Source organism: Brachyspira murdochii DSM 12563, assembly GCF_000092845.1.
Classification (GTDB): domain Bacteria; phylum Spirochaetota; class Brachyspiria; order Brachyspirales; family Brachyspiraceae; genus Brachyspira; species Brachyspira murdochii.
Window position 1 is genome coordinate 1,760,930 of sequence record NC_014150.1, and the last position, 17,023, is coordinate 1,777,952.

The following is a 17,023-nucleotide window of genomic DNA, read 5'->3' on the forward strand; positions in this document are numbered from 1 at the left end:
TAATGAAATGGTATGAAAAGTATCCTGAAGAGTTTAGAGAAGTTTTGAGTAAAGTATTTCGTAATAACTTTTTTGATGATTATAATGACAAACAATATATATTAACTGATCATGGTGTATCTGTAACTATAGAAGTTCTTGAGAATTCTTTATCTATAATAGAATTAGAAGGAGATAAATCATTTCTATATTTGAAAAATAAAAAATGTGCTGATAAAGTTATTATTCAAAAAGAAAGTGAAGAAGTTTATAATATGCACATTTTTGAATTTTCTAAAAGCAGAAAGAAAAATGATGAATTGATAGAACAGCTTGAAGGTGCTTGTTTGAGGGCTATAGCAGTATTATCTTATTTTAAGAATGTTACAATTAATAGAGTATATTTATTTTTTGTAAGAAAAGATATCATTACAAACCCCATATATTATAGACGAGAAATTTCAAATAAAAAATTATCAGTTAACAGTAATGAATTTGTGGAATTAGATAATTCATCGTATATATTTATAGAAGATAAATTAAAAATAAAACTTCTTGAACATAATCAAACATACAGTATAAAAAATCATTCAAATGAATACGGACTTAAACTCTCTTTTTTATAAAAAACTTTATTAATTTAATTGAAATAAAAACTGCTTTATGTTATCATATATAGTAATTTTTACTAGAAAAAATGGAGGATTTAAGTAAAATGAAAGTAGCAAAATTTGGAGGCTCTTCAGTTGCAAATGCAAGTCAAATAAAAAAAGTTGTGGATATAGTTCTAGCCGATAAGGACAGAAGAATTGTAGTAGTATCTGCTCCGGGTAAGAGACTTAAGGAAGACACCAAAGTAACCGATTTGCTTATTACTCTTGCTGAAACTATTATTTCTGGTAAGGACGGAAAATTAGAATTAAAAATTATTATAGAAAGATTTAAAAATATCATAGATGAACTTGCCCTCTCCCATGAACTTTTAGAAGAGATGCAAAATGATATTTTAAATAGAATAGCAGAAGATAAAAGCCTTCCTACAAAGTTTATAGACGGAGTTAAGGCTTTGGGTGAGGATTTATCTGCAAAAGTAATTGCGGCATACATTAACTCTATAGGTGTAAAAGCTAAATATGTTAATCCTAAAGATGCAGGGCTTTTACTTTCAGAGGAGTTTGGCAATGCTGCTGTGCTTGAGAAGTCTTATGCTAATTTGGCTAAATTAAAAGATGAAACTGCTTTGGTAATATTCCCGGGATTTTTCGGATATACTGAAAAAGGCGATGTAGTAACTTTCCCTAGAGGAGGAAGTGATATTACTGGTGCTATTTTGGCTAAAGCTGTAAATGCCGAAGTATATGAAAACTTTACTGATGTTGACGGAGTATTTGCTGCAGCTCCAAATATAGTGGATAATCCTAAACTTATAGATGAGTTTACATATAGAGAGATGAGAGAGTTAAGTTACGGCGGTTTTAATGTTCTTCATGCAGAAGCACTGCAGCCAGTTTATGAAGCTAATATTCCGGTACATATACTTAATACTAATAATCCATCTGCTAAGGGAACAAGAATAGTAGCAAATAGAAATAAAAATATCAATCCTGTAGTTGGTGTTTCTGGGGAAAATGATTTCTCTTGTCTTTATGTTAGTAAATACTTGATGAACAGAGAAGTAGGGTTCGGAAGAAAACTTTTAGAGATAATAGAAGATGAGAATATACCTTATCAGCATGCTCCTTCCGGAATAGATAATATATCAGTAATTGTTAGAAACTCTGCTATTACAGAAGAAAAAGAAAAACGTATATATGAACGCGTACGTGATGAGCTTAATGTAGATAATATTTATTTTGAACATGGACTTGCTTTGATAATGCTTGTAGGGGAGGGTATGCAGCAGTGTGTAGGTGTTTCTGCTAGAGCTATGCATTCTATGGAAAAATCTAATATCAATATTGAAATGCTAAACCAAGGCATAAGTGAAGTAAGTATTATGATAGGAGTAAAAGACACTGATTTGAATAGGGCTATAAAAAGCATATATAAATCTTTCTTTGAAGAGCAAATATAAAGCAGATATTAAAAAAAATAAATAACATTGATTTAATATAAAGGCAGGCTTATTTGATAGGTCTGCTTTTTTATTTTAATTTTTTATTACAATTGTTTTGAAACAAGTCTAATAGATATTGATACTATTTTATAATTAGACTTTGCAGTCGTGAAAATTTATTTTCTAATGTCATGCTTGCTTTTTTATATAAGGTATGCAAAATAATAAATTATCAAAATTTGTATATAATTTTGTCAAGTACTTTTAAAATAAATCTATTTATAATGGAGTTATATGTATTAGGTTATTGTATTATTATAAAAAAATCTGCAGAAGTTATATTTACTCCTGCAGATATAAGAGATTAATTAATTATTATTAAGAGTTTTCATGTCTATTACATATCTAAATTTTACTTCACCATTAATAACTTTATTGTAAGCATCGGATATAGCCTCAGCATCGGCATTAATTATTTCTACAGGAGGATATATATTGTTAGCCACAGAATAGTCAAGCATTTCCTGAGTTTCTTTTATTCCGCCTATTAGAGAGCCGAATATTTTTCTGCTTCCATTAAAAATAACTAAATCTGTTATATCTAGTGAAGGGCTGTCATTATGAGGCGGTATTCCCAAAACACACATAGTTCCATTTCTTTTTAATATATTCATATACATATTAAGGTCATAATTGGCGGGTATTGTACTTATGATATAATCTAAAGTATTATTAATATTTTCTAAATCTGAAGGATTATTAATATTAACATATTTAGAAGCTCCCATATTTAAAGCATCTTGTCTTTTATCTTCCGTGATATCAAATACAGTAACGTCTGCCCCCAATTTAACGGCATATTGCAAAGCCATAGAACCCAATCCTCCAAATCCAGCTATTCCAACTTTATCTCCCTTTTTTATATTCATTGCTTTTATAGGAGAATAAGTAGTAACTCCTGCACAAAGTAAAGGTGCGGTTTTATCTAGTTCTGCATTATTAGGTATCAGTATAGCAAAATTTTCTGAAACAACTATATTATCAGAATATCCTCCTTGGGTTATTTCATTATTATGGAATCTGTCTTCAGAGCCGTAAGTAAATACTGTTCTATTTAAACAATACTGTTCCTGATTATTTAAGCAATTAATACATTCTCCGCATGAATTAACCATACAGCCTACCCCGGCAAGATCGCCTACTTTAAATTTTGTTACAGCACTTCCTACCTGCACAACTCTTCCCGCTATTTCATGTCCTGGTACAAATGGGTGTACAGCTTCTCCATGTTCTCCGTTAACTGCATGAATATCACTATGGCAAATTCCTGCATAAAGTATTTCTATAAGTACGTCATTACTTCCTACAGCATGTCTTGTAAACTCTCTTTTTTCAAAATCCATATTTGTAGAAATAGCCATAAATCCTATTGAATTTATCCTGCCGTCATTATTAGTTGATATATTGATTGGGGATTGAATGATGTCATTATTGACTGACACAGAGTTTGAAGTCTCTTGATTTGAAGTTGATTTAGGATTATTGCTGCATGAAAAAGATAATGTGAGAATCGATAAAAATAAAATTATATTTTTCATAAATTATACTCCTTTTATTTAATTTTTGTAAATTATATCATTGGAGTTCACTCTAATGTCAATATGATTTTATGATTATTATTTACATTATTCTTTAATTTTAGGTATTGTTATATTATAAATGGTGTTATACTAAGGATAAAAACTTTGTCTGAGTCTGGGTAAAAAAGCTGATAATTCTATATAAAGGTGTATCAGTTTACAAAATAAAATTGTTCAAATATATATTTGCTTTATCCCGTATATTCTTCTATATATTTACGCATAAGCATTTTTATAGTTTCTTTATCGGCATCAAGAGAAGCTATATCAAAAGCATCAATCATAACTTTCCTCTCTTCAGGAGTAAGGCATTTAACTGGGTCTTTTGCTATAAATAATTTTTTGTACTGAGAAGGTATTAATGTTTCATCGTCCATTAAAATTTCTTCATAGAGTTTTTCCCCCTCTCTAATACCAGTAAAAATAATTGGAATATCTTTTTCAGTAAGTCCATACATTTTTAGCATGTTTCTAGCCAAGTCCAAAATTTTAACAGGCTTTCCCATATCCAAAGTAAATATTATACCGTCATTTAAAGTGCAGGCTTTGATTACAAGTCTTGCAGCTTCTCTTATAGACATGAAAAATCTTACCATTTCTGGGTGTGTAACGGTTAATGCTTTACCCTCTCTTATCTGTTTTTCAAATACTGGTATAACGCTTCCGCTGCTTCCTAAAACATTTCCGAATCTTGTTATTTTGAATGCTGTATTATTTTGTTCATGCGACAATGACATTATCATTCTTTCGCATATTCTTTTACTTGCCCCCATTAATGAAGTAGGGCGTACTGCTTTATCTGTTGATATAAATACAAAGTTTTTTATATTATTTTTTATAGCAAGTGTTGCAATATTTTCTGTGGCTAATATATTATTTTTAATTGCTTCTTCTGGGTAGCTTTCCATAAATGGAAGATGTTTATGAGCTGCTGCATGAAAAATTATATCTGGTTTTTCTTCTTTTAAGATTTTATCAACTTTAACATAGTCTCGTACATTCGATATTATATACATAAATTTATGTTTATGTTTTTCATTGTTTCTGTCATTTAAAGACATTATAAGATTATGAACAGCACTTTCAGAATTATCCAAAGCCATAACTTTTTTTACAGGAAGTGTAATTAACTGCCTTACAAGTTCGCTTCCTATAGAGCCTCCGCCGCCTGTAACTAGTATAGTTTTATTCTTATAGTATTCTGATATTTCTTTTTCATCAAAACCAATTTCCTCTCTTCCAAGCAAGTCCGAAGGTTCAAGATTTCTTATATCTTTTATAGAGGCATTGCCTTTTATTATTTCAAAGAATCCGGGAAGTATTTTATATCTTATTCCAGTAGGATATATTATATCAAGTATTTCAAGAAGTTCTTTTTGTTTGAGGGTGGGGATTGCGATAATAATTTCTTCTATATCTATATTTTCATTTTTATATTCTTTTATAATATTTTCTATGTCTTTTACTTTTCCCTTAACTTTTATAGATTGATTTTTTACATTAACTTCTTTTTTATTTTTATCATCATCTAAAAAGCATAGTATATTATATTCGTTATTATCATCAGAAATTAGTATTTCAGATGCAAGAGTTTCTCCTGCATTTCCAGCCCCAATTATCACTATATTTTTCATTTATCAAAGTCCAAAAATAAATATATAATAAGGCTTATAGTATATATTTTTTTTATTTATTATACAAGGATTTTATTATATATTGTTTATTTTAGAAAAAGTTTTTATTTAAAAATAAATTGTAAATAAAATATTGACATTAATAATTTGATATTTTATAATATTATTATGAAAGGAATATTTACTTTATTAAATAATACACTCGACACTCGACACTCGACACTCGACACTCGACACTCGACACTCGACAAATAATTTAAATCTTTCAAAAAATTTAATATCATATAAAAATAATAATAATTCTAAAAAAATACATCTTTCTTTATTTAACTTTAAGCCAGCATTTGTATTGCAAATAATTTTAAAACTTTATATATATAATTTAATCAAAAGACAATCAGAAATAATAAAAAACTACATAAATTTTATTATTACATATTTTCTTAATTTTTTGAGAGTATTTTTTTACTATGATAAAAGCATTTTAAACAATGTTTTTTATAAAAATTATAATTTACACAAGGAGTTCTAATATGAACAAAAAAACTATTATATATTCTTTTTACTTTATTTTTAACCGGTATTTTATCTGTAAGCTGTTCCAATGCGGATAAAACAGGTGCAGAAGAAACAATTAATAAATATAAGGGTACTATATATCACTCTGAAAATAATGATGGGCGTTATGTTTCAATAAATGAAGATGGTTCTATAACTATTAAAGTAAATGATACAGCTGATGAATTTCCAAAAGATTTAGTAAAGCATTTATCTGGAACTAAATATACATATACTCCTGAACCTCAGTTTGAAGATATTTATACAATAGAATTTCTTGATAATGGCAGCAGAATAGTATTAATATACGGCTCTAAAGATCATCCTTTATATTTTAAAAAGTAAATAATTTTTTATACAATTAATATTGATGCTATTTTATCAGATTTGCAATATTTTATTAAAATTTATTTAACGCACGGTGAATGAATTTATATAAATAGTTTAAATTAAAACTCACAATCAGCTTATTTCGTGCGGTGATTAGGCATTAAATTTAAATAACACTAGGGCGGGCTTCTAAACAATAAAGAAAGTTAAAAATTATAACGGTATATTAAAATTATAAATCTATATGGTGGGAATTAGTATAAAGCAAAAATTTTATTCTCACTCCCCGCCCTTCAGAGTTTGTTATTTTACTTTGGATTTTAGTTGGGTACTGTTTTGATATTTAAATAACATCTATTAGCCCCCACCCAAGTTTTTTTTAAATTTTTGAATTTTATTTTACGCACGTATAACTTTATATTTTTATATAGTGATATTAGAATATTAAATATATTTTTTATAAAAAGTTTATTCTGCGTGCGTAGGTTTTATTTTTATATTATTCGACAACACCGATATAAGGAAGGTTTCTGTATTTTTGGGCATAATCAATACCATATCCCACAACAAACTCGTCTTCTATATCAAAACCATTATAGTCTATTTTTATATCTACTTTTCTTCTTGAAGGTTTGTTTAGAAGAGTGCATATTTTAAGGGATGCAGGATTTCTAGTCTTTAATACCTCGCATATTTTCTCTAAAGTACAGCCTGTATCTATAATATCTTCCACTATTATTACATCTCTTCCAGTAAGAGGTACATCAACATCTTTTAGTATTTTGATTTCAGAACCTATTTTATTATTTCCATAGCTTGATACTATCATAAAATCAATTTCTACAGGTACATCAATATATCTTGTAAGGTCTGCAATAAACATAAATGAGCCCTTGAGAAGTCCTATAATACATGGGATATTTTCTTTATTTTTAAGATCATTAGAGATTTCTTCGGCTAATTCTTTAACTTTATTATTTATATCTTCTTGAGAGATAAGTATCTTTGATATATGCTCGTATTTGTTCATAGATTATTCCTTAAGTTTTTATTGGATATTTATTTATATATTATCGTATAGAAATAATGATTTAATTATATGATAAAATGGGAAAATGATTATAGCTTTTAATAATCTTTAACTTAAATAAAATAATAGAGCAGGTATAGAAATTTTATTTTCAGCACCTGCTCTTATTTATTAAAAAATGTTTCTAAATAATTTTATTACTTAATAATTTTATTACTTAGCTTTTTTAGCTTCTATTGCTTTTGCTAATTCTTCAGCTAAAAGAGGAAGTACTTTGTTTACATCACCCACTATACCTAAATCAGCAATACCAAACATAGGAGCATCTTTATCTTTGTTTATAGCAATGATGTATTCTGATTCTTCCATACCAGCCATGTGCTGAATAGCTCCGGATATACCGCAAGCGAAGTATATATCAGGTCTTACAGTTTTACCAGTTTGTCCAACTTGTCTTGCTTGTTCTATAAATCCGGCATCAACTGCTGCTCTTGAAGCAGAAACTTCAGCACCTATTTTTGAAGCTACAGATTCTAAGTTTTTGAAGTTTTCTTTAGAACCTACGCCTCTTCCTCCAGATACTAATATTTTAGCTTCTGTAATGTCAACTTTTTTAGAAGTTTCTTTTACTATATCTAAGATTTTTACTTTCATTTTAGAAGTATCTATATTTACAGGAAGTACTTCAATTTCACCTTTTCTTCCTTCTTCTCTAGGAAGTTTCTGCATAACGCCTGGTCTTACAGTAGCCATTTGAGGTCTGTGGTCTGGACATACGATTGTAGCCATTAAGTTACCGCCGAAAGCAGGTCTAGTCATACCGAATACATTTGTAGCTTCGTCTATGTCTAATTTTGTACAGTCAGCAGTAAGTCCAGTATTCATTCTTGAAGATACTCTAGGAGCTAAGTCTCTTCCTAAAGTAGTTGCACCTAATAATACTATTTCAGGTTTTTTAGCATCTATTACTGCTTTGAATGCCTGAGCATATGCTTCAGTATCATATTGTTTTAGATGTTCATTATCCATTACTACTACTATATCAGCACCATATTCTATTAAAGTTTGAGCTAAATTTTGTATATTATGTCCCATTAAAGCTACTGTTACAGGTGTTTTTAATTGAGCTGCGAGTTTTTTTGCTTCCCCTATTAATTCTAAACCTACATTTTGAAGTACGCCGTCTCTTTGTTCAGCAAATACTAATATTCCTTTATAATCACTTAAATTCATTATTCATCTCCTTTGTTTAAGGTTCTTTGTTATTATATAACAAATTTTTCTTTTAATTTTTCAATTATGATATTAACAGCTTCTTTAGTATCAACTTCAAATACTTTACCAGCCTGTTTAGCTCCTTTAGTAAATGCTTTTTTTACTTTAGTAGGAGAACCAGTAAGCCCTATTAATGAAGGGTCTATTTTAATAGTTTCAGATGTCCATATTTCAACTTCTTTGTCATATGCTTCCACTATTCCTTTAACTCTCATGTATCTAGGGCTGTTAGCTTCTGATAATACTGTTACTAGAGCAGGTAGTTGAACATTTAGTAGGTAGTATCCATCTTCTATCATTCTTTTTACAGTTAATGATTTATCAGCTTCGTTATACTGTATTTCTTTAGCATAAGAAATCTGTGGTATTTGTAAGTGTTCAGCTGTTTGCGGACCAACTTGAGCAGTATCTCCGTCTATGGCTTGTCTTCCAGAGATTATAAGATCATATTCTAAAGTTCTTAGAGCGGCAGCCAATGTATTAGAAGTAGCTAAAGTATCAGCACCGCCGAATTTTCTATCAGTTATAAGAATAGCTCTGTCAGCTCCCATAGCAAAAGCCTCTCTTAATATAGCTTCAGCCTGAGGAGGTCCCATTGTTATTACTGTAACATGAGCACCATATTTATCTTTTAATTTTAAAGCTTCTTCTAATCCGCTTTTATCATCAGGGTTCATTATACTAGGAACACCATCTCTTATTAATGTACCTTTAACAGGGTCAAGTCTAATTTCAGTTGTATCTGGCACCTGTTTTACACAAACTACTATTTTCATTTCTATTCCTCCATAAATGTTTATTTACTAATTATATTATTTTAAAAGGCTTCCTGCGATTACCATTCTTTGAACTTCTGAAGTACCTTCATAGATTTCTGTAATCTTAGCATCTCTCATCATTCTTTCAACAGGATATTCTCTTGTGTATCCGTAACCTCCATGAAGCTGAACGGCTTTAGTTGTAACTTCCATTGCAGTTTCTGAAGCAAATAATTTAGCTCTTGCTGCATCTACAGAATAAGGAAGATGATTGCTTTCTCTCCAAGCAGCTTTATAAACTAAAAGTCTTGAAGCTTCTACTTTTACTTCGAGGTTAGCTAATTGGAATTGAGTATTTTGGAAATTAGCAATAGTTCTTCCGAATTGTTTTCTTTCTTTTACATAAGCTACAGTTTCATCAAGAGCACCTTGAGCAATACCTAAAGCCTGAGAAGCAATACCTATTCTTCCTCCGTCAAGAGTCATCATAGCAATTTTAAATCCTTTTCCTAATTCGCCTAGTAAGTTGTCTTTTGGTATTCTTGCATTTTCAAATATTAATTCGCAAGTAGCAGAACCTCTAATACCTAATTTTTTCTCTTTTTTACCAATAGAAAATCCCGGAGCAGTTGATTCTACTATGAAAGCAGATATACCTTTTAATCCTTTTGATTTATCAGTCATAGCAAATATAACATATACATTAGCATAACCAGAGTTTGTTATAAATATTTTAGAACCATTAAGAACCCACTCTTGAGCAGCTTCATCTAATACAGCAGTAGTTTGCTGACCTGCAGCGTCAGTACCAGCATTTGGTTCAGTAAGACCGAAAGCACCGAGCCATTCTCCGCTAGCTAGTTTAGGTAGATATTTTTGTTTTTGTGCATCAGTACCGAATTGTAATATAGGCCAAGTTCCAAGAGAAGTATGAGCAGAAAGTATAACACCAGTAGTACCGCAAACTCTTGATAATTCTTCAACAGCCATAGCATACATTAGATTGTCTCCGCCTGCACCGCCGTATTCTTTAGGTATAGGTATACCCATAAGCCCTATTTCAGCCATTTTTTTTACAGTTTCAACAGGGAATCTTTCTTCCTCGTCAACTTCTGCAGCTAAAGGTTTTACCTCTTTTTCAGCAAATTCTCTGATCATTTGTCTGAAAAGTTCATGTGTTTTAGACAAATTAAATTCCATTATCTAATCCTCCTAATAATTATAATAGTGTATTTATCAATATTTTTAATTTTAGATTTATCTTATTTTTTCATTAAGAATTCTAAGTTCCCCATTTTCAACACCTATTTTTAATCCTCCAGTTGTAAAAGTACCTAAAAATACAACTTCTTTTGCATTTTGTGTTATATTAATAAAACCTCCGCATCCTGCGATCTTTGGTCCAAATTTAGAAACATTAATATTTCCAACTTCATCACATTGTGCAAGACCTAAAAATGCCATATCCAATCCGCCTCCGTCATAGAAATCAAATTGATAAGGCTGGTCAACTATTGCAGTTGCATTAAAAGTAGCTCCAAAGCTAAGTCCGCCCATAGGAGTACCTCCAATTGCTCCCGGCTCAACTGTAGGTGTGAAGTATTGTTCCTGACCTTCTTCATTTACTACCATTGCTATAACTTCAGGCATTCCTATACCGTAGTTAAGTATTTTTTTATTTCTGTCTAAAAGCATTGCACATCTTCTTGAAATTATTTTTCTTTCATCAAGCTTTACTTCTTTAAGGCTGCCTTCTACAACAAAATGATTTTTTACATATCCTTCATTAAAATATTCGCCAAATGTCTGCATATGATTTTCAGGAGTTTCAGATATAACTACATAATCTACTAAAATTCCCGGTATTTTTACTTCTTTTGGCTGTATGCTTCCTCTTTTAACTTTTCTTTTAACTTGTACAATAACTTTTCCGCCATTATTTTTAGCTGCTGTTGCTACAGATAAGGCTTCAAGTGTAAGAGCTTCTTCTTCAAAAGAGATATTGCCGTCTTCATCTGCTGAAGTACCTCTTAATATGGCGTAATCTAGTTTTGGAGCATGATAAAATAATAAATCCTGCCCTTTAAATTTACATCTTTCAACTATGTCTTCAGTCGTTACACTATTAAGTTTTCCGCCCTGAAGTTCCGGATCTACAAAAGTTCCAAGTCCTACATGTGAAAGTATTCCGGGTTTTCCTGCTGCCATTTCTCTAAACATTTGAGAAATAACACCCTGAGGAAGATTATATGCTTCAATTTCATTATTATTAGCTAATTCTCCAAGTCTAGGAGCTAATCCCCAGTGCCCTGCTATAACCCTTTTTACAAGTCCTTTATGACCTAAATGTCCGGCTCCTCTTGTTTTACTGTCCCCAATTCCTGCTGCAAATATAACTCCTAAATTATTAGGAACACCTTTTTCTAAAAATGAGTTTTCAATTTGAGTTAAAACCTCTTCAGCAGAACCAATACCTACAAATCCGCATAATCCTATAAAGGAATTATTTTTGATAAGTTCTGCAACTTGATTTGGTTTTATGAATTTTACCTTATCCATATTATTAATACTTTCTTAAAAAAGAATTTAATTTATCTCATAGTTAATTATATGACATTTTTTTGTAAAAATCAATTCATAATGTGATAAAAATAACTTTTTGTTTAATATTAAAACTAAAAATAAAATGGAAGAAAAATATATTGTGTTTAAGTACTCTTAATCTTTTAATATATCAAAATGATTTTATTTTTTATTTTAAAAAAATATATAATGCATAAAATTATGTTTTTATATAAATTAAATCAAAATCTGTATACGTTTTAATTTTCTTAAATGCCTCTAAAGCTATATTTTTTTTCAATTTTTTGGTTTTAAAGTTACGCTGCTAAAATTTTTTTTTAATAAATTTTGTTTTGTCCGTATTCTTGTATTTTGTTAATATAGCAGTATTTTTTATAGTTTGAAAAAAATTGATTTTCTTATATTTATTTTAATATAGATTGAAAAATTTTCTATGTCATAAAAAATTCTTAGAGTATAGTAAAAGTTAATACTATAAGTAATATTTTTTTTATTTTGCTTGATTTTTTTCAAAATACTGGTAAACTATAAAGATAGTGTTTTTTTGGAGAAAATTTTTTAAATTTCTATAAATCAATTTATAAAAACGTTAAGGAGTTATTATGGCTGAAGAGAAAAAATTAGACTCCCTTCTTGAACGTATATATCAAGATGGTGTTGAAAAATCCAACAAAAAAGCTGATGAAATAATCTCAAATGCTAAAAGCGAAGCTGACAGAATAATAAAAGAAGCAGAAGCTAAATCCGAAGAAATTATTAAAGAAGCCGAAAGAAAGTCAGAAGAGCTAAAGAAAAATACAATAACAGATGTACGTATGGCAGGCGAGCAATCAATTAGTGCTTTAAAACAAAGAGTAAAAGAATTGGTAACAGCTAAAGTACTTGAAGAAGGCTTGAAAGGAGCTTTTGCAGATACTAGCTTTTTAAAAGACTTAATTCTTGAAGTAGTAAAAAAATGGGATATATCTTCTACTAATTCAGATGTAACAGTGTATTTCCCAGAATCAAAAAAAGCTGATATAGATTCAGCATTTGAAAAATCTATAAAAGCAGCTATAAAAAATGCTACTATCAACTTTGATAAAAAATTATCTAATGGTTTTAAAATCGTACCTGAAGGCGGAAATTATCAGCTTCAGTTTACAGATGAGGATTTTGTAGAGTTTTTCAGTGATTATATAAAAGCAAAAACGGAAGAAGTAATTTTTAGTAAATAAGAGGGGTGAGTATGGGATCATATTATTATCTTATCTCAGGTCTTCCCGAAGTGAAACTTTCTGATGCTAAGGCTAAGTATGATATTAATGAAATTACTCAAAGCATATTATCTAGTTTAAGTGCCAAAGATGCTAAATCTTTTAGTTATCTTATATATCAAAATGATAATAAAAATTTAGTAAGTGCTATAGCTAAGCAAAAAGGTTTATTCAGTCCTTATATAGAGCATATAGAACCTTCAATATTCAGTAAAGAAGAGATTCAGAAGTACAGTACAATTTCTAATTTGCCGTCATATATGAGTAAATTTTTAGAAGATAATAAAAATGTTGAATGGGAAAATGTAAGACATATAGAAAATGCTTTACTTGCTTTGTATTATGAAGAGATGATAAAAAGCGGCAATTCATTTATAAGAAGTTATGCTTCATTTATGCGTGATTTGAAAAATATATTGGCAGCTTTAAATGGAAGAGCTTTAGGGTTTTCAAGTGAAGAAATATCTAAAGAGTTAATAGGCGACTATTCATTAATATCCGCTTTAACTAAATCTACCGCTTCAGATTTCGGAGTAGGTAAGGAGATGCCTTATATAAACAGTATTATTGACACATTCAATTCTTCAGATAAAGCAGACCCATACAATATGGAAAATATTGAATGTTCTTTAGTAAAAGAGTTTTTGGATAGAGCTACATCTATAAAATCTTTTACCACAGATAATGTTTTTGCTTACTATATAAATCTTACTTATGCTGTTAGTATAAACGGAAGGAATGAAGAGGAAGGTAAAAAGCATTTGGAGACGCTAATTAGTTCTTTAAAATCAAAAGCGTCTGTGTATAATTAATTAGGAGATAGAAATGACTAAAGGTAATGTAACTGCTATTATATCAAACCTAATTTCAATAGAGGTAGACGGTCCTGTTTCACAAAACGAGATATGTTATGTATCTTGCGGTAATGCGAAACTTATGGCTGAGGTAATTAAAATATCTGGTACTAGTGCTAGTGCTCAGGTATTTGAATCTACTAGGGGTGTAAAATTAGGTGATGCCGTAGAGTTTACTGGTTCAATGTTGGAAATTGAATTAGGACCTGGACTTTTAGGTAAAAACTTTGACGGACTTCAAAATGACCTTGATAAATTACAAGGCGTATTCTTGGAAAGAGGTAAATATAACAATCTTTCTGAAGACAAAGAATCAACTTATGACTTTACTCCAATAGCTAAAGCTGGAGATGAAGTAGCTGCAGGCGACTGGATAGGTGCTGTAAAAGAAGGCTGGATTGACCATAAAATAATGGTTCCTTTCAAGTTTCAAGGTAAAGGCGTTGTTGAAAGCGTAGCATCAGCTGGTACTTATCATTTACAAGACACATTAGCTGTTATTAAAACTGCTAACGGCGAAAAAGTTAATGTAACTATGATACAAACTTGGCCTGTAAAACTTACTATTAAAGCATATAAAGAAAAACCAAGACCATTTAAATTGTTGGAAACTGGTGTTAGAACTATAGATACATTCAACCCTATAACTGAAGGCGGTACTGGATTTATTCCTGGACCATTCGGAGCAGGTAAAACAGTATTACAGCACGCTTTGGCTACTAACGCAAATGCTGACTTGATTATAATGACAGCATGTGGGGAAAGGGCTAATGAGGTAGTAGAAATATTTACTGAGTTCCCAGAACTTATAGACCCAAGAACTGGAAGAAGTTTGATGGAAAGAACTACTATCATCTGTAACACTTCAAACATGCCGGTAGCTGCCCGTGAAGCTTCAGTTTATGTAGGTATGACTATTGCTGAATATTACAGATCAATGGGACTTAAAGTTCTTCTTCTTGCTGATTCTACTTCTCGTTGGGCTCAGGCTTTAAGAGAGATGTCTAACCGTCTTGAGGAATTACCTGGTCCGGACGCGTTCCCTATTGACTTGCCTGCTATTATTTCTAGTTTCTATGCTAGAGCAGGTTTCGTATACTTAAATAACGGAGAAACAGGTTCTATTACATTCATAGGTACAGTATCTCCTGCAGGCGGTAACTTGAAAGAGCCGGTAACAGAGTCTACTCGTAAAGCAGCCAGATGTTTCTACGCTTTATCACAAAAACGTGCCGACAGTAAAAGATATCCTGCTGTTGACCCATTAGATTCTTATTCTAAATATATTGAATATCCAGAGTTCATAGAATTCTCTGATACTAATATAGAAAAAGGCTGGTCAGAAAAAGTTATTAAAGCTAAAGATATTGCAAGAAGAGGACAGGAAGCTAATGACCAAATAAGCATTCTTGGTGATGACGCAGTACCTCTTGAATACCATCAGCGTTTATGGAAAGCTGAGCTTATAGACTTCGTTATCTTACAGCAAGATGCTTTCGATAAAGTAGATAAAAACTGTCCTATAGAAAGACAAAAAGAATTATTAAATCAAGTTATGAAAGTTGTAGAAGCTGATTACAGATTTGATGATTACAGCGAAGTAGGTACTTATTTCAAAAGACTTATTAACGCATTCAAACAAATGAACTATTCTGTATATCAGTCTGATGATCATAAAAAATACACAGCTGAGATGGAATCAATATTTGCTGAAAGGAGTATAACACATGCCTAAAGCATTTCAAAAAGTATATACAAAATTAGTACAGATTACTAAAGCAACTGTATCTTTAAGAGCAGAAAATGTCGGTAACGATGAAATGGCTCTTGTAGCAGGAAGACCTGCTCAGGTTGTAAAAATGATTGGAGATATTGTTACACTTCAGGTTTTCCAAGGTACTGAAGGTATACCTACTAACGCTGAAGTAGTATTCTTAGGCAGACCTCCTAGACTTAAAGTAAGCGAGCTTCTTGCTGGAAGATTCTTTAATGCTTACGGTGAGCCTATTGACGGCGGTGCTGAAGTTGAAGGTAAAGAGGTAGAAATTGGAGGTCCTTCTGTAAACCCTGTAAGAAGAAAACAGCCTTCTGAACTTATTGCTACTGGTATTGCTGGTATTGACCTTAACAATACTCTTGTTACTGGACAGAAAATACCGTTCTTCGCAGACCCAGACCAGCCTTACAACGCAGTTCTTGCTCAGGTAGCATTGAGAGCTGAAGCTGATAAAATCATACTTGGCGGTATGGGACTTTCTAACGATGACTACTTATCATTTAAAAATACATTTACTGAAGCTGGTGCTTTGGATAAAATTATATGTTTCATCAATACTACTGATGACCCTCCAGTAGAAAGACTTTTGATTCCGGATATGGCTTGTACAGCTGCTGAATATTTCGCAGTTGAGAAAAAAGAGAAAGTGCTTGTTCTTCTTACAGACATGACTCTTTATGCCGATGCTTTGGCTATAGTATCAAACAAAATGGATCAAATTCCTTCTAAAGACTCTATGCCGGGTTCACTATATTCTGACCTTGCTAAAATATACGAAAAAGCAGCTCAGTTCCCAGATGGAGGTTCTATTACTATTATTGCTGTTACTACTCTTAACGAAGGTGATATTACTCACGCTGTACCAGACAACACTGGTTACATCACTGAAGGTCAGCTTTATTTAAGACGTGATTCTGATATAGGTAAAACAATCATCGACCCATTCAGAAGTCTTTCACGTTTGAAACAGTTGGTTATAGGTAAGAAAACTAGAGAAGATCACCCTGCTGTAATGAACACTTTGGTTCGTCTTTATTCAGATGCTGCTAATGCTAAAATGAAAAAAGAAAACGGTTTCGACTTGACAGAATACGATGAAAGATGTTTAAAATATGCTGCTGAATATTCTGAAAGATTACTTGCTATAGATATTAACATCAAAATTGATGAGATGTTGGAAACAGGCTGGGAATTGATGGGTAAGTATTTCAGTAAAGCAGAAGTGGGTGTAAAAGAATCATTGGTAGAAAAATACGGCAAATGGTCAAACTAATTTAAAAAAGTAGGTAAAAA

At 30.9% G+C, this 17,023-nt stretch carries 13 protein-coding genes; 6 read left to right on the forward strand and 7 right to left on the reverse strand.

All coding sequences use genetic code 11. The annotated features are described in order from the left end of the window. Positions 1 to 2: 2 nt before the first annotated feature. Positions 3 to 605, forward strand: coding sequence for a hypothetical protein (locus tag BMUR_RS07725; protein ID WP_013114043.1), 603 nt, complete (start codon positions 3 to 5; stop codon positions 603 to 605). A gap of 89 nt (positions 606 to 694) precedes the next feature. Beyond that, on the forward strand, positions 695 to 2,053 hold the full coding sequence (locus BMUR_RS07730) for an aspartate kinase (protein WP_013114044.1): 1,359 nt from the start codon (positions 695 to 697) through the stop codon (positions 2,051 to 2,053). Between the two features lie 350 nt (positions 2,054 to 2,403). On the opposite strand, the gene BMUR_RS07735 is transcribed toward BMUR_RS07730, so the two are convergent. From BMUR_RS07735 to BMUR_RS07765, 7 genes are all read right to left on the reverse strand, one after another. After that, on the reverse strand, positions 2,404 to 3,633 hold the full coding sequence (locus BMUR_RS07735) for an NAD(P)-dependent alcohol dehydrogenase (RefSeq protein WP_013114045.1): 1,230 nt from the start codon (positions 3,631 to 3,633) through the stop codon (positions 2,404 to 2,406). A gap of 233 nt (positions 3,634 to 3,866) precedes the next feature. After that, a complete protein-coding gene (locus BMUR_RS07740) occupies positions 3,867 to 5,309 on the reverse strand; it encodes a nucleoside-diphosphate sugar epimerase/dehydratase (RefSeq protein WP_013114046.1) in 1,443 nt (480 codons plus the stop codon). A gap of 1,387 nt (positions 5,310 to 6,696) precedes the next feature. Then, entirely contained in the window at positions 6,697 to 7,227 is a 531-nt protein-coding gene (hpt, locus tag BMUR_RS07745; RefSeq protein ID WP_013114047.1) for a hypoxanthine phosphoribosyltransferase, read from the reverse strand. Positions 7,228 to 7,440: 213 nt separating this feature from the next. Next, a complete protein-coding gene (locus BMUR_RS07750; protein WP_013114048.1) occupies positions 7,441 to 8,460 on the reverse strand; it encodes an electron transfer flavoprotein subunit alpha/FixB family protein in 1,020 nt (339 codons plus the stop codon). A gap of 32 nt (positions 8,461 to 8,492) precedes the next feature. Continuing rightward, positions 8,493 to 9,278, reverse strand: a complete 786-nt coding sequence (locus tag BMUR_RS07755) for an electron transfer flavoprotein subunit beta/FixA family protein (protein WP_013114049.1) — start codon at positions 9,276 to 9,278, stop codon at positions 8,493 to 8,495. A 36-nt stretch (positions 9,279 to 9,314) separates the two neighbouring features. Next, a complete protein-coding gene (locus tag BMUR_RS07760) occupies positions 9,315 to 10,460 on the reverse strand; it encodes an acyl-CoA dehydrogenase (protein ID WP_013114050.1) in 1,146 nt (381 codons plus the stop codon). 57 nt (positions 10,461 to 10,517) lie between these two features. Then, the gene (locus BMUR_RS07765; RefSeq protein WP_013114051.1) at positions 10,518 to 11,819 is read right to left on the reverse strand and encodes an acyl CoA:acetate/3-ketoacid CoA transferase; all 1,302 of its coding nucleotides are present in this window, start codon (positions 11,817 to 11,819) and stop codon (positions 10,518 to 10,520) included. 626 nt (positions 11,820 to 12,445) lie between these two features. Between BMUR_RS07765 and BMUR_RS07770 the strand changes: the two genes are divergently transcribed. Genes BMUR_RS07770 through BMUR_RS07785 form a run of 4 tightly spaced genes read left to right on the forward strand, consistent with a single transcriptional unit; the run spans position 12,446 to position 17,003 of the window. After that, positions 12,446 to 13,060: an ATP synthase subunit E gene (locus BMUR_RS07770; RefSeq protein WP_013114052.1), complete on the forward strand. Its 615-nt coding sequence runs from the start codon at positions 12,446 to 12,448 to the stop codon at positions 13,058 to 13,060. Between the two features lie 11 nt (positions 13,061 to 13,071). Continuing rightward, positions 13,072 to 13,911 carry a DUF2764 family protein gene (locus tag BMUR_RS07775; protein ID WP_013114053.1) on the forward strand — a complete coding sequence of 280 codons (840 nt, stop codon included), beginning with the start codon at positions 13,072 to 13,074 and terminating at the stop codon, positions 13,909 to 13,911. 13 nt (positions 13,912 to 13,924) lie between these two features. Continuing rightward, on the forward strand, positions 13,925 to 15,688 hold the full coding sequence (locus BMUR_RS07780; RefSeq protein WP_013114054.1) for a V-type ATP synthase subunit A: 1,764 nt from the start codon (positions 13,925 to 13,927) through the stop codon (positions 15,686 to 15,688). After that, positions 15,681 to 17,003, forward strand: a complete 1,323-nt coding sequence (locus BMUR_RS07785) for a V-type ATP synthase subunit B (RefSeq protein ID WP_013114055.1) — start codon at positions 15,681 to 15,683, stop codon at positions 17,001 to 17,003. The genes BMUR_RS07780 and BMUR_RS07785 overlap by 8 nt, the downstream gene beginning before the upstream one ends. The last annotated feature ends 20 nt before the right edge of the window (positions 17,004 to 17,023 follow it).